The organism is Gordonia asplenii (assembly GCF_012933505.1).
GTDB classification, from domain to species: Bacteria; Actinomycetota; Actinomycetes; order Mycobacteriales; family Mycobacteriaceae; genus Gordonia; species Gordonia asplenii.
In genome coordinates this window covers 45,368-58,732 of record NZ_JABBNB010000001.1, presented here as the reverse complement: position 1 = coordinate 58,732, position 13,365 = coordinate 45,368, and the positions used below count along the sequence as shown (strand labels likewise).

Here is a 13,365-nt window from a genome sequence, read left to right as displayed (position 1 = left end):
ATACTTCTCCTAACTAAATTGATGGTTTATGTTGTCGGCCGTCAGGTTCGGATGAGTTCCGATCAGTCCGGCGCCGGGGCGCCGGCCAAGTCGACCATCAGGCGCGCGACCGGGTCGATCAGATCGTCGTTGAAGTCGTACTGCGCGTTGTGCAGGGGCGCTGCGTCGGTGCCCGCTCCGATCAGCGCGAATGCACCCGGAATCTGCTGAAGGTAGTAGCTGAAGTCTTCCGAAGCCATGACCGGCGCGAAACCGTCGTGGCGGGCCCAGTCCTCACCCAGACGACCGGCGAGCGTCCGACGATAGTCGGCGGCGGCAGACGGGTGATTCACCGTCGTGCCGTACCGCGCGGTCACCTCCACCGTCGCTTCGACGCCGTGCGCCGCGGCGATTCCGTGCGCGACGTCGGCGATCAGCTCGAACACCCGGTCGCGATCGGCGGTACTCCCCACCCGAACGCTACCGCCGAGCGCCGCGACGTCGGGCGTGACGGTCGGCGCGGAGTCCGCGGCAATCCAGGTGACCGCTACGACGGCCGCGGTGTGCGGGGCGAGTCGTCGGGCGACCACTTGCTGGAGTGCGACGACGGCGGCCGCCGCGGCCAGCACCGGATCGCGAGTCGCTTCGGGCTGCGAGGCATGACCGCCACGTCCGGTCAGCCGAACTTCGAACGTTCCGTTGGCCGCCATGACCGGTCCGTCCGGACAGATCGCCCGACCCACCGGCAGACCCGGCCAGTTATGCCAGCCGAACACGACGTCGACCCCGGCCAGTGCGCCGTCGTCGATCATCTCGCGAGCCCCGTGCCCGCCCTCTTCGGCGGGTTGAAACAGCAGCGTCACCGGCCCAGGCAGTTCGGCTTCGTGTGCCGCCATCCATCTCGCCACCACCAGCAGTGTGGCGGTGTGTCCGTCGTGACCGCAGGCATGCATCAAGCCGGGGCGCTGTGACGCATACCCGAGGTCGGTGTCTTCGACGATGGGCATCGCGTCGAGATCGGCACGCAGCGCGATATGACGTCCGTCGGCGTCGGGGGCGAACTGCGCGATCAACCCGGTGCCCGCGCACGGACGCTGCGATATCCGCCAGTCGGTCAACAATTGGCGGACGGTACGGACGGTGTCGAACTCCGCCCAGGCGATTTCCGGGCGTCGATGCAGGTCATGTCGGATCTCGATGGCGTCGGCCACCATTTCGGGCCACTCGGCGTACACGACAACCTCCTCGACACTCGACACGCCGTCCTATGTCCGACCCTAGCGCCGATCCGCCGAGAGTGTGTCGACGCCGCTCCTCGATCGGGTCTAAATCAGCCAATCCCCCAGCAGAAAGGCCAGCCCGAGCGACGACAGCCCGACGACCACCGACCGCCCCACGGTGAGCCACATATGCGACAGTCCCCGCCGCGACAGCACCACCGACGTGGCGACCAACGACAGCGCCGCGATCGCCACCACACTGCCCTCCCGGGCGTTCCACGGCACCAGCAGGGTGATCAGCAAGGGCATCGACGCCCCGCCCAGGAATGCCAGCCCGGCCAGCGCCCCTTCCAGCCAGGCATGTCGCGCGCTGATGAATTCCCTTATGCCGTACTCCATTTCGAGCTGAGCCGACAGTGCGTCGGAGGCCGACAGTTCCTCGGCGACCGCTCGGGCCGTCGCCGTCGAGACGCCTTTCGCCTCGAAGACGCCCGCCAACTCGGCGAGTTCGTCGTCGGGGCTCAGTTCGAGGAGGCGCCGCTCACGGGCCGCGATCTCTTCGACGGCTTCACGCTCGGCGAAAGCCTCGCCCAACTGCATGCCGAAGACCGCCATCGCACCGACGACGGTGCTGAGAACGATCACCGCGATCGCGGTGTGTCGGGCGACTTCCGCACCGGCCAGCCCCAACCCCATGCCGCCGACGGCGATGATGCCGTCATTGACGTCGGTGAGTCGTGCGCGCACGTCCGCCGGATCGACCCGGGCCCACCAACCGGTCAAAACACTGAGCATCCACTGACAATAGTCGGCAGCCGGACGGCAAACGCTCCGACTACAGTGGCGGTGGTGAGCGCACCCAACCTGACTCGAGTCCAAGCCGCCGAACGCGCCGCGAGCGTGAACGTCGCCCGATACCAGATCGATCTGGACCTCACCACCGGTCCCGAGACGTTTCGGTCCACGACCACCGTCGAATTCTCCGCGACCGGCACCGATACTTTCATCGACCTCGTCGCACCCGCACTGCGGTCGGCGACGCTGAACGGCACCGCACTGGACGTCAGCGGCTTCGACGAGGAGAAGGGACTGGCGCTGCCCGGTCTCGCCGAGTCGAATGTCCTTGTCGTCGTTGCCGATTGCGCCTACTCGAACACCGGCGAGGGCCTGCACCGGTTCGTCGACCCCACCGACGACGCCGTCTACCTGTACTCGCAATTCGAGACCGCGGACGCCAAGCGGATGTTCGCCTGCTTCGACCAGCCCGACCTGAAGGCGATCTTCGACGTCACCGTCAAAGCCCCCGCCGACTGGCAGGTCATCTCCAACGGCGCCACCGCGTCGACCACCGACAACGGCGACGGCACCGCGCAGCACGTCTTCGCCACCACCGAAGTGCTCAGCACCTACCTCATCGCGCTGATCGCCGGTCCGTACACCAAGTGGACCGACGCCTACACCGACGAGCACGGCACCATCGACCTCGGTATCTTCTGCCGTTCCTCACTGGCCGAGCACATGGACGCCGACCGGTTGTTCACCGAGACCAAGCAGGGATTCGCGTTCTACCACAAGAATTTCGGCATCCCCTACGCGTTCGGCAAGTACGACCAGCTGTTCGTCCCCGAGTTCAACGCGGGCGCGATGGAGAACGCGGGCGCGGTGACCTTCCTGGAGGACTACGTCTTCCGCTCACGCGTGACCAACTACCTCTACGAGCGGCGCGCCGAGACGGTTCTGCACGAGATGGCGCACATGTGGTTCGGCGACCTGGTCACCATGAAGTGGTGGGATGACCTGTGGCTCAACGAATCCTTCGCCACCTTCGCCTCGGTGCTCTCACAGGCCGAGGCCACCGAGTACAAGAACGCGTGGACCACCTTCGCCAACGTCGAGAAGTCGTGGGCGTACCGTCAGGACCAGCTGCCCTCGACGCACCCGGTCGCCGCCGACATTCCCGACATCGCCGCCGTCGAAGTCAACTTCGACGGCATCACCTACGCCAAGGGTGCCTCGGTGCTCAAGCAACTCGTTGCCTACGTCGGGCTGGAGCCCTTCCTGGCCGGCCTGCGCGACTACTTCGTGACGCACAAGTTCGGCAATGCGACGTTCGCGGATCTTCTTGCGGCACTGGAGAAGTCATCGGGGCGCGACCTGTCGGACTGGGGTGCGCAGTGGCTCAAGACCACCGGCATCAACGTCATCCGCCCCGACTTCACGCTCGACGCGAACGGCGATTTCACGCGCTTCACCGTCGTGCAGGAGGGCGCGGCCCCCGGCGCGGGCGAGACCCGCGTGCACCGGATGCGGATCGGCATCTACGACGACGCAGACGGTGCGTTGACCCGTGTGCACAGCGTCGAGCTCGACGTCGAGGGCGAGCGCACCGACGTCGCCGACCTCGTCGGCGTCAACCGCGGCCAGTTGATCCTCCTCAACGACGACGACCTCACCTATGCATCGGTGCGTCTCGACGCCGAGTCGCTCGCCGTCGCTACGACGCGCATCGGCGACATCGCCGACCCGATGCCGCGCACACTCGTCTGGTCGGCCGCGTGGGAGATGACGCGGCAGGCCCAGATGCGGGCCCGCGACTTCGTCGAGCTGGTCGGCCGCGGTATCGCCGCGGAGTCCGAAATCGGTGTGGTGCAACGAGTTCTGATGCAGGCGGCCACCGCCCTGGAAAGCTATGCCGACCCCGCGTGGGCGTCGTCGCAGGGCTGGCCGACGTTCTCGGCGCGGCTGCTCGAACTGGCACGCGGCGCCGACGCCGGTTCCGACCATCAACTCGCGTTCGTCAACACGCTGCTCGGCGGTGTGCTGGGCGATGCCGAGACCGAGGTCGTCACTGCGCTGTTCTCCGGCGCCGACCCGGCCGATCACGGCCTGGCCGGATTGGTCGTCGACACCGACCTCAAGTGGCGGTTGTTGCGGGCACTGGCGACCGCGGGGGCCGTCGACTCGTCGGCGGAGGCTCCCGAGCTGACGCCGGTCATCGACGCCACCCTCGCCGCCGACAACACCGCCACGGGTGCTCGCCACGCGGCTGCGGCGCGCGCGTCGCGGCCGCTGGCAGCGGCGAAGGCCGCGGCGTGGGCGCTGGCCGTCGACGACGATTCCATCGCCAACGTCACGACCCGGTCGATCGTCGAAGGGTTCGCCCGACCCGGTCAGGGCGGGTTGCTCGGCGAGTACCTGCCGAAGTATTTCCAGGCGGCACCGCAGGTGTGGACCCGCCGATCGTCGGAGGTCGCGCAGACCGTCGTCATCGGGCTCTACCCGCACTGGGAGATCTCCGACGAAGGCCTCGCCGCGGCGGACGCCTTCCTGGCGACCGACATTCCGCCGGCGCTGCACCGATTGGTACTCGAGGGCCGCGACGGCGTGGCGCGGTCGTTGCGGGCGCGGACGTTCGACGCGGGATAGGCACGACCCCGCCTCACCGCCCCCACCGGTAGCGCACCTGGGGGCGGCCGGCGTGGCCGTATTCGGTCAGTCGCGTGACCGTCTGCTCGTCGGCCAGACGCTCCAGGTAGCGCCACGCGGTGACGCGTGAGCTGCCCAGTGCCGCAGCCACTTCCGATGCTGTCAGCCCGTCGTCGCTGTCGCGGATCGCACGGGCGACGGCGTCTTCGGTGGCGGCCGACGCGCCCTTCTTCGCCGTCCGCTTCTCGTCGGCGGTACGCAATTGCGCCAGCGCTCGGTCGACGTCGCGCTGGCTCACCGCGTCACCGCCGCCGCCCGTCGCGTCGCGGTAGCGCTGATACTGCTCCAGCTTGTCTTTGAAGGCGGCGAAGGTGAACGGTTTGAGCAGGTAGAGCAACACACCGCGCGACATCGCGTCACGCACCGACGCCAGGTCACGCTGCGCCGTGATCGCGATGATGTCAGGAATCGGGTCGATACCCGACAGCGCCGACGCCAGGTCGATTCCGCGTGCATCGGGCAGACCGAGATCCAACAGCACCAGGTCGACGGGCGCCGACGTGGCCGACGCCTCAGACGCGACCCGCAGACCCCGCTGAGCCGTGTTCGCCTCCGCGACGACGTCGAAGCCGCCGAGGCGACCGAGATACGCCCGGTGCGCCGCAGCGATCAGCGGGTCGTCCTCCACGATCAGCACCCGGATCATTTCTCCGACCTTCCGCTCGACGTCGTCGAAACATGTCCTGCCGCATCGATTCTCACGCGCACCACCGAGCCGTAGGTGCTCTCTGCGACGATCGCTCCGGCGTGTCGTCGCACCACGCGGGCCACCAGCGCCAGCCCGATACCGCGACCCGCTTCGTCACCACCCGACTTGGTGGAATAGCCCCGTTGCTGCGCCCGAGCGAACATCGCCGGGTCCATGCCCGCGCCGCTGTCGGCGACCACCACTTCCAGTCGCCCGTCGTCGCCGATGATCGTCAGCTCCACCCACGGATCCTCCGGGTCGGCGGCGTCGAGCGCGTTGTCGACGAGGTTGCCGATCACGGTGATCAGCTCCGGTGTGCTCAGCAATTGTGTTGCGGTGTCGGACAACTGCGAATCCTCGGTCAGCCGTAGTTCGATGCCGCGTTCACCCGCCTGCGCGACTTTGCCCAGCAGCAGTGCCACCAGCGCGGGCTCGGCGACCGACTCGGCCAGCTGGTCGATCAGCTGCTGCGACAGATCGAGCGAATCGGTCGCCAACGCGACCGCGTCGTCGGCCCGGCCCATCTCGACGAGAGTGATGATGGTGTGCAGACGGTTGGCCGACTCGTGCGCCTGCGACCGCAGAGCTTCGGCGAACCTCGTCATCGAGTCCAATTCGCCGATGGTGGACGACAATTCGGTTCGATCGCGGATGGTGACGACCGCCGAATCGCGCCGCGTCGCCACCGGCATCCGATTGACGACGAGCACTCGCGCACCGTCGACGTAGAGCCGGTCCTCGATGGGATCGGCACCGGTCAGGAAGTCCGGCGGGTCGTCGGCGTCGGACTCCAGCAGTCGGCGCGCCTCGTCGTTGAACAGCACTGGACGCCCACCTTCGACGACGACGAGCCCCTCGCGCACCGACCTCAGCACGGCGTCGTGATGCTCGTACATGCGTCGAAGTTCTTGTGGCGCAAGACCTCCGGTGTCGCGGCTGATACGCCGCCGTAGCAGCCACAATCCGCCGAGCGCGCAGCACAGCGCCGCCGCGCCCAGACCGGCGATCAGCGGTATCTGCGACTCCCAACTGCGCGCCAGGCTGTCGGTGGTGATCCCCACCGACACCAGCCCGACGATCGATCCGCGCGCGTCGCGGATCGGCACCACTGTCCTGATCGATGGGCCCAGCGTGCCGCGATAGGTCTCGGTGAACGTCTCGCCGCGCAACGGGGCGTCGATGGTCCCCAGATAGCGTTGCCCGATCAGCGCCGGGTTGGTGTGCGTGAAGCGGATTCCATCGCGGTTCATGATCGTGATGAATGCGACCTGGGTCTGCGCCCTGATCCGCTCGGTCATCGGCTGCAGCACCGACGTCGGGTTGCTCGTCGACAGTGCCTGCGCGGTCGACGGCGCCGCGGCGATGCTCGCCGCCACCGCACCCACCTCCTCCCGCGCCGCCCGTTGACCGTCGGCCCGGGCGTCGAGCGTGGCGAGAACGCCCGCGGCGATCACCAGCACCGCGACGACCAGCACCGCGAGCGCCATCGCCTGCCCGGCCAGACTCGTCGGCACCAGCCTGCGCATCACTCACCTCCGCTGCGAACTTAATGAACGTAATGGTGACCCGCATCACGTCGGTCCCCCACAATTCATACCTGTCAGAGACAGTTCACCGACGCGAGAGGTATCCCCCATGACCGCGCAACACACGGCAGGCAGCGAGCAGACACCACCTGCCAAGCGCCGCGACCGCACTCATTTCCTGTACATCGCCGTGATCGTCGCCGTCGTCGCCGGCGTGATCGTGGGGTTGGTCTTCCCACAAGCCGGCAAAGACCTGAGCGTTCTGGGCACCATCTTCGTCAGCCTGATCAAGATGATGATCGCACCGGTCATCTTCTGCACCATCGTGCTCGGCATCGGCTCGGTGCGCAAAGCCGCCACCGTCGGCAAAGTCGGCGGCCTGGCCTTCGTGTACTTCCTGGTCATGTCGACCATCGCGCTGGCGATCGGACTCGTCGTCGGCAACATCATCAAACCCGGTGACGGACTGAACATCTCGGCCACCGCGGGTAAGGGCGCCGAATACGCGGAGAAGGCTCACGAGGCCGGCGGCACCATGGATTTCGTGCAGCACATCGTGCCCGAGACGATGGTGTCCGCGCTCACCGAGGGCAACGTGCTGCAGGCGCTGTTCGTCGCATTGCTCGTCGGCTTCGCGATCCAGGCGATGGGCCGCACCGGCGAACCGATCCTCACCGCCGTGTCGTACTTCCAGAAACTGGTCTTCAAGGTCCTGACGATGGTGCTCTGGGTGGCTCCGATCGGCGCCTTCGGCGCGATCGCCGGCGTCGTCGGACAGACGGGATGGGCTGCGGTACAACAGCTTCTGGTGCTGATGATGGCGTTCTACATCACCTGCCTGATCTTCGTGTTCGGCGTGCTCGGCGTGATCTTGAAGACCTCGACCGGGGTGTCGATCTTCAAACTGGCCCGCTACCTGGCGCGGGAGTACCTGTTGATCGTCGCGACGTCGTCGTCGGAGTCGGCGCTGCCGCGGCTCATCGCCAAGATGGAACACCTCGGCGTGGAGAAGACCACCGTCGGCGTCGTGGTGCCGACCGGATATTCGTTCAACCTCGACGGCACCGCCATCTACCTGACCATGGCCTCGATCTTCATCGCCGATGCGATGGGTGATCCGCTGTCGATCGGCGAACAGATCGGCCTGCTGGCGTTCATGATCATCGCGTCCAAGGGCGCCGCGGGCGTCAGCGGCGCCGGCCTCGCGACCCTCGCCGGCGGGCTGCAGGCGCATCGACCGGAAATGCTCGACGGCGTCGGACTGATCGTCGGCATCGACCGGTTCATGTCCGAGGCACGCGCCCTGACCAACTTCTCCGGCAACGCCGTCGCCACGCTGCTCGTCGGATCGTGGACGCACACCGTCGACAAGGCCCGTGTCGAGGAGGTGCTGTCGGGCCGGCTGCCGTTCGACGAGACCGACATGGTCGACGAGGAGACCGCCGACGAGGCGCCACCGGTCGTCGCAGCTCACTGAGAACCGGATGAAAACGGCTCAGCCCCGACCGATGGTCGGGGCTGAGCTGTTCGGGTACGCGGAGTTACGGCGCGACGGCCGCAGTGGCCATCACCCGCAGCGCGGCGATGATGCCGTCGATCAGGTCACCGTTGCGGAACGAGGGTACCGCCGCGGTCACCCCGAGCTGGGCGACGCGGTCGTTGACGCGGCCGGCGACGTTGCTGCCGGACACGATCGCGATGTCCTTGGAGTTGGGCGACACGGCGATGAGTGCTCCGTGGGCGGGCTCGGGGGCGTTGGCGAGCTGGGCGCGCGCACCGGCTACCGGGTCGGCGCCGAGGTCGCCGATGTATACCGAGAAGCGCACCTCGGCCTTCTCGCTCGCGTCCTTGAGCGCGTCGTCGAGGCCGATGAGCTCGTCCTTGCTGAACGGCGGGGTCGTCGGGGACTGGCCCGGGGTACGCGCGGCTGAGATGCGGCCGCTGTTGGTCACGACGGCTCCCAACGGCAGCGACGCCGGGTCGACCGCTACGACGTCGTGATGGTCACCACTTGCCACTTGCCGAACCTCCATCCACATCGGTCGCCTCGGCGTGCGACGCCAACGCCATCGGCGCAATCGCGGTCGCGCTGAACAGCAACGGGCTGTGCGTCCACGTCTCGCCGAGGGTGTACTGCTGCACCGCCGGGTACTTCACCCCACGGGAGAAAGCCATTGAGATCACGCACAGCGCGACGGACACGAGCACCGCGATGGTGATCGGTAATCCGATGGGAACAATGAGGTCGTCCATCGTCCACCCTTCCGGTCGTCAGTAACGGTCCTGTCTACGACAGAACATCGTAGTCAATCTATCGCAAAGTCGCGGCCACGACTCACGAAGGGTGCTCTCGCGTGGCGTCGTCGAAAGATCAGGCCGCACCGGCGTCGATATAGGGCTCCCAGGCAGGGTCGATGTCCTTGATCGAGGCGATGAGCCGCCAGTGTCGGCCCCGCGGCGCGGCCGGCGTGACGGCCAGCCGCCAGCCCAGTTCGCTGAGAAGTTTGTCGGCCTTGCGATGGTTGCAGCCGGTGCAGCAGGCGACACAGTTGTCCCACGTGTTACGCCCGCCCCGGCTGCGCGGGATGACATGGTCGATGGTTGTCGCCTTGGCGCCGCAATATCCACACCGGGAGCTGTCGCGATACATCAACGCCGCCCGCGTCATCGGAATGACCGCGCGATAGGGCACCCGGACGTAACTGGTCAGGCGAATCACCGACGGCGTCGGAAGCGATACGTCGGCCGAGTGCAGTACGCCGTGTGCGCCGTAATCACCGTGGATGATCTCGGCCCGGTCGCGCAATACGAGCACGACGGCACGCCGAATGGTGACGACGGTCAACGGTTCGTAGGTGGCGTTGAGCAGTAAGACCTTCTGCCGCCCCCACGCGCTCCGTTCCCAAGAAGCACTTCGCACGTTTCGTCCTCCACGTTTGTTCAAGTCGGGAAATTCCAGATCCCAAACTGTTGGACGCAATCCATCGAAACACATCTCAGCGCACCGGGCACGACAATTCTTCGTGTCGTCGCAGGTCGATTGCGTGAACACGGGGTTGCCAGTCCTCGGCGTCGACGCCGCGACCCACCTGCCCTCCGACCCCGCGGCGGCCGCAGTGACACAATGGCTGCTGTGAGCCAGCCCAGCGGAATCCAGCCCGCAAAGTCGCCCGCGACCTTCTACGACGAGGTCGGCGGTGCACCGACCTTTGCCCAGCTCACCGCCCGATTCTATGAAGAAGTCGCCAAGGACGAGCTGCTGCGCCCGCTCTACCCGGAAGAAGATCTCGGGCCCGCCGAGCGGCGCCTGCGGATGTTCCTCGAACAGTATTGGGGTGGCCCGCACACCTATTCCGACGAACGCGGCCATCCGCGCCTGCGAATGAGGCACGTCCCGTACCACGTCGGACCGCTCGAACGCGACGCCTGGCTGCGCTGCATGCACATCGCGATCGCGTCGATCGACGCGGCCACGCTCGACGACAAGCACCGTACGGCACTGCTCGACTACATGGAGATGGCGGCCAACTCACTGGTGAACAGCCCCTTATAGTTGAGTCCCATGAGCAACGTGGTCCCCAGCAAGAACACCGACCCGAGTGACCTTGCTGCCCGAATCGGCCAACTCGACGACAGCACCTCGTGGTGGCGCAATGCCGTCTTCTACCAGATCTATCCCCGCTCGTTCGCCGACAGCAACGGCGACGGTGTCGGCGATCTCGGCGGCGTGATCAACCGGCTCGGCTATCTGGAATTGCTCGGCGTCGACGCCATCTGGCTGAGCCCGGTAATGGCGTCGCCGATGGCCGACCACGGCTACGACGTGTCGAATCCCCGCGACATCGACCCGCTCTTCGGTGACCTCGCAACCTTCGATGCGCTCGTCGCCGCGGCGCATGAGCGGGAGATCCGGGTGACCATGGACTTGGTCCCCAATCACACGAGTGATCAGCATCCGTGGTTCGTCGAGGCTCTCGCGTCCCCACCCGGTTCGGCCGCGCGCGCCCGCTACATCTTCCGCGAGGGCCGCGGTCCCGGCGGGTCGCAGCCGCCGAACAACTGGCCGAGCGTCTTCGGCGGACCCGCGTGGACCAGGGTCACCGAGGCCGACGGCACACCCGGCCAGTGGTACCTGCACATCTTCGCCCGCGAGCAGCCCGATTTGAACTGGGACAACCCGGAGGTCTTCGACGACCTCGCCCGCACGTTGCGCTTCTGGCTGGACCGCGGCGTCGACGGATTCCGCATCGACGTCGCGCACGGCATGGCCAAGCCGGACGGCCTGCCCGACATGGATCTCTCGACGGTCGGCCTGCTCGTCAACGACGACAACGATCTGCGCTTCAACAACCCGGGTGTCCACGCCATCCACCGCAAGATCCGGGAGGTGATGAACGACTACCCGTCGGCCGGCAACGTCGGCGAGATCTGGGTGGACGACAACGTGGCGTTCGCCGACTACATCCGGCACGACGAGCTCCACCTGGGCTTCAACTTCCGGCTCGCCAAGGCGGAGTTCGACGTCGACGAGATCCGCACGGCGATCGACAATTCGCTGGCCTCGGTGGCGTCGGTCCAGGGCGCTCCGACGTGGACGCTGTCGAATCACGACGTCGAGCGCGAGGTGACCCGCTACGCCGGCGAGAGCGGCGATCTGCGCGTGGGCATCGAACGTGCGCGCGCGATGGCACTCGTCGAATTCGCCCTGCCCGGGTCGATCTTCATCTACAACGGCGAGGAGTTGGGACTGCCCAACGTCGACCTGCCCGACGAGGTGCTCCAAGACCCGGTGTGGGAACGGTCCGGACACACCGAGCGCGGGCGCGACGGATGCCGTGTGCCGTTGCCGTGGGAGGGCAGCGCCGCGCCGTTCGGCTTCACGACCGGCTCGATGACGTGGCTGCCGATTCCGCAGGACTGGGCGTCGTTGACCGTCGAAGCGCAGTTGGAGAACGTCGACTCGACGTTGTCGCTCTACCGCCGTGCCATCGAACTGCGGTACGAGCGCAAGCAATCCGACGGCGACGCGATCGAATGGTACGGCGCACCGGAGGGCTGCCTGGCATTCCGTCGCACCGGCGGCCACCTGGTGTGCGCGCTGAACACCAACGACCATCCGGTGGCGCTGCCCCCGGGCGAGGTGTTGTTGTCGAGTGCCCCGCTGATCAACGGCGAACTCGCGCCGAACGCGGCGGCGTGGTTGGCGGGGTAGGCGCCATCCCTCGGCTCCCCGAGGGAGGCAATACCACAGCACGACCCGCCCGACACTCGGGGAGCGAGCCAACACCACAGCACGCCGCCGCCTACAACACCATCACTGAGAACTGGTCGGCCCGACGTTGGTACACCGACCCGAACCGCGCGTCCAGCCGCACCCAGGTGGCGCTGGCGCGTACGCGTAGTGGCTCTCGCTCGGCGATGGCGTCGAGCGGTGAGACGTCGGTGATCTCGCGATGGTCGCGGTCGCGCACGAAGCCCATCGCCGTCAACGCGAACAGCGAACGCAGTTGCACCCCAACCGATTCGGCATCGCCCGACGCCGACACCTCGAGCACCACCTGATCGAGGAGACCGGTCGCCGGACCGTGGCCGCTCCCCTCGGTTCGCGCCAATACCGCTCCGCGGCGCGACAATTCGACTATCGCGCGCACGGGTACGTCGTCGACGTGTCCGAACCCCGACGTCGCCGGCAACGCGCCGCGCCACGCGCTGTCCATCGCGAAGCCCGGATCGATGAACGTCACAGCGCTTTCCAGCGAGGCACGCAACGATGATGCGTCGCACACCAGATCGCCGGGCCGGCATGAGCCGATGACCGACCGGGTGGCCAGCACCTCGAAGCCGGTGCTCACCCACAACCCGATCCGACCGTCCGCCCGTTCTTTGAGCCGGACCACCGCTGCCTCGTCCTGACGCAGTGCTCGGGCCAGAAACGCTGCCGCGTCGGCGCGTTCGTCACCGGGAATCGCGATGAACCGCTCGGGGGCCTCAGTCATTGCGGATGAACGAGCTCAGGTAGTCCTTCTCCTCGGCCGTCATCCGGCGCGGGCGCTGCGTGTCGATGTCGAAGGACACCAACTGCGTCGACGCCACCACCGCGGGCTTCGACGCCGGATCGGCTCCTCGCGCCCGCACCTCGTAGCTGACGACGAAGTCCACCGCACGGACCTTGTCGACGCTCATCGTGACCTCGATCGGTCCCTCGTCGTGACGCAACTGCCCCTGGTACTTGACGTGCAGGTCGGCGACGAGACAGCCCGCGCGCATCGACGCCGTCGGCCGCTCGTCGTAGAAGAGCCACGGGATACGTGCCTCTTCCAGCAGCGTCACCATCCGTGCATGGTTGATGTGCTGAAAAACGTCCATGTCCGACCAACGAACCGGGACCGCGACCACGTATCCGCGGTCGGTCACCACTCCGTCGTCGAGCTCATCGGTCGTCCCCAGCGCGGCCACGGCGCCTCCT

Annotated in this window: 13 protein-coding genes; 4 read left to right on the top strand and 9 right to left on the bottom strand. The window is 67.0% G+C overall.

What is annotated here, in order from left to right:
• Positions 1-62: 62 nt before the first annotated feature.
• Together doeB2 and HH308_RS00235 are read right to left on the bottom strand one after the other, a co-directional pair.
• Positions 63-1,214, bottom strand: a complete 1,152-nt coding sequence (gene doeB2 / locus HH308_RS00240; protein ID WP_170192167.1) for a N(2)-acetyl-L-2,4-diaminobutanoate deacetylase DoeB2 — start codon at positions 1,212-1,214, stop codon at positions 63-65.
• 90 nt (positions 1,215-1,304) lie between these two features.
• Positions 1,305-1,994, bottom strand: a complete 690-nt coding sequence (locus HH308_RS00235) for a VIT1/CCC1 transporter family protein (protein WP_170192166.1) — start codon at positions 1,992-1,994, stop codon at positions 1,305-1,307.
• A 54-nt stretch (positions 1,995-2,048) separates the two neighbouring features.
• On the opposite strand from HH308_RS00235, the gene pepN reads away from it, so the two are divergent.
• The gene (pepN, locus tag HH308_RS00230; protein WP_170192165.1) at positions 2,049-4,625 is read left to right on the top strand and encodes an aminopeptidase N; all 2,577 of its coding nucleotides are present in this window, start codon (positions 2,049-2,051) and stop codon (positions 4,623-4,625) included.
• Positions 4,626-4,638: 13 nt separating this feature from the next.
• On the opposite strand, the gene HH308_RS00225 is transcribed toward pepN, so the two are convergent.
• Together HH308_RS00225 and HH308_RS00220 are read right to left on the bottom strand one after the other, a co-directional pair.
• Entirely contained in the window at positions 4,639-5,331 is a 693-nt protein-coding gene (locus HH308_RS00225; RefSeq protein ID WP_170192164.1) for a response regulator, read from the bottom strand.
• Positions 5,328-6,899, bottom strand: coding sequence for a sensor histidine kinase (locus HH308_RS00220; protein WP_170192163.1), 1,572 nt, complete (start codon positions 6,897-6,899; stop codon positions 5,328-5,330). The genes HH308_RS00225 and HH308_RS00220 overlap by 4 nt, the downstream gene beginning before the upstream one ends.
• Before the next feature lie 109 nt (positions 6,900-7,008).
• Here HH308_RS00220 and HH308_RS00215 point away from each other — a divergent pair, with 109 nt between their 5' ends.
• Positions 7,009-8,376 carry a cation:dicarboxylate symporter family transporter gene (locus HH308_RS00215; protein WP_170192162.1) on the top strand — a complete coding sequence of 456 codons (1,368 nt, stop codon included), beginning with the start codon at positions 7,009-7,011 and terminating at the stop codon, positions 8,374-8,376.
• 64 nt (positions 8,377-8,440) lie between these two features.
• Here the strand turns inward: HH308_RS00215 and HH308_RS00210 are convergent, their stop codons facing one another.
• The 3 genes from HH308_RS00210 to HH308_RS00200 form a co-directional block, all read right to left on the bottom strand.
• The gene (locus HH308_RS00210) at positions 8,441-8,932 is read right to left on the bottom strand and encodes a DUF5130 domain-containing protein (RefSeq protein WP_170192161.1); all 492 of its coding nucleotides are present in this window, start codon (positions 8,930-8,932) and stop codon (positions 8,441-8,443) included.
• Positions 8,904-9,152: an aa3-type cytochrome oxidase subunit CtaJ gene (gene ctaJ / locus HH308_RS00205; protein WP_170192160.1), complete on the bottom strand. Its 249-nt coding sequence runs from the start codon at positions 9,150-9,152 to the stop codon at positions 8,904-8,906. Before ctaJ ends, HH308_RS00210 begins: the two co-directional genes overlap by 29 nt.
• A 118-nt stretch (positions 9,153-9,270) precedes the next feature.
• Positions 9,271-9,819 (bottom strand): HNH endonuclease, encoded by a 549-nt coding sequence (locus HH308_RS00200; RefSeq protein ID WP_170192159.1) that lies wholly within the window; start codon positions 9,817-9,819, stop codon positions 9,271-9,273.
• Positions 9,820-10,023: 204 nt separating this feature from the next.
• Between HH308_RS00200 and HH308_RS00195 the strand changes: the two genes are divergently transcribed.
• A complete protein-coding gene (locus tag HH308_RS00195; protein WP_170192158.1) occupies positions 10,024-10,452 on the top strand; it encodes a globin in 429 nt (142 codons plus the stop codon).
• 9 nt (positions 10,453-10,461) lie between these two features.
• On the top strand, positions 10,462-12,111 hold the full coding sequence (locus HH308_RS00190) for a glycoside hydrolase family 13 protein (protein WP_170192157.1): 1,650 nt from the start codon (positions 10,462-10,464) through the stop codon (positions 12,109-12,111).
• Positions 12,112-12,202: 91 nt separating this feature from the next.
• Here HH308_RS00190 and HH308_RS00185 read toward each other — a convergent pair whose 3' ends face one another.
• Together HH308_RS00185 and HH308_RS00180 are read right to left on the bottom strand one after the other, a co-directional pair.
• Positions 12,203-12,895 carry a DUF8010 domain-containing protein gene (locus HH308_RS00185; RefSeq protein ID WP_170192156.1) on the bottom strand — a complete coding sequence of 231 codons (693 nt, stop codon included), beginning with the start codon at positions 12,893-12,895 and terminating at the stop codon, positions 12,203-12,205.
• On the bottom strand, positions 12,888-13,355 hold the full coding sequence (locus HH308_RS00180; RefSeq protein WP_312870231.1) for an acyl-CoA thioesterase: 468 nt from the start codon (positions 13,353-13,355) through the stop codon (positions 12,888-12,890). The genes HH308_RS00185 and HH308_RS00180 overlap by 8 nt, the downstream gene beginning before the upstream one ends.
• Positions 13,356-13,365: the final 10 nt, after the last annotated feature.

Coding starts and splice junctions, on each gene's coding strand:
- HH308_RS00220 (WP_170192163.1), bottom strand. CDS start 6,899: ATGCGCAGGCTGGTGCCGACGAGTCTGGCCGGGCAGGCGATGGCGCTC.
- HH308_RS00210 (WP_170192161.1), bottom strand. CDS start 8,932: ATGGAGGTTCGGCAAGTGGCAAGTGGTGACCATCACGACGTCGTAGCG.
- HH308_RS00195 (WP_170192158.1), top strand. CDS start 10,024: ATGGCTGCTGTGAGCCAGCCCAGCGGAATCCAGCCCGCAAAGTCGCCC.
- ctaJ (WP_170192160.1), bottom strand. CDS start 9,152: ATGGACGACCTCATTGTTCCCATCGGATTACCGATCACCATCGCGGTG.
- HH308_RS00235 (WP_170192166.1), bottom strand. CDS start 1,994: ATGCTCAGTGTTTTGACCGGTTGGTGGGCCCGGGTCGATCCGGCGGAC.
- HH308_RS00225 (WP_170192164.1), bottom strand. CDS start 5,331: ATGATCCGGGTGCTGATCGTGGAGGACGACCCGCTGATCGCTGCGGCG.
- HH308_RS00185 (WP_170192156.1), bottom strand. CDS start 12,895: ATGACTGAGGCCCCCGAGCGGTTCATCGCGATTCCCGGTGACGAACGC.
- HH308_RS00215 (WP_170192162.1), top strand. CDS start 7,009: ATGACCGCGCAACACACGGCAGGCAGCGAGCAGACACCACCTGCCAAG.
- HH308_RS00190 (WP_170192157.1), top strand. CDS start 10,462: ATGAGCAACGTGGTCCCCAGCAAGAACACCGACCCGAGTGACCTTGCT.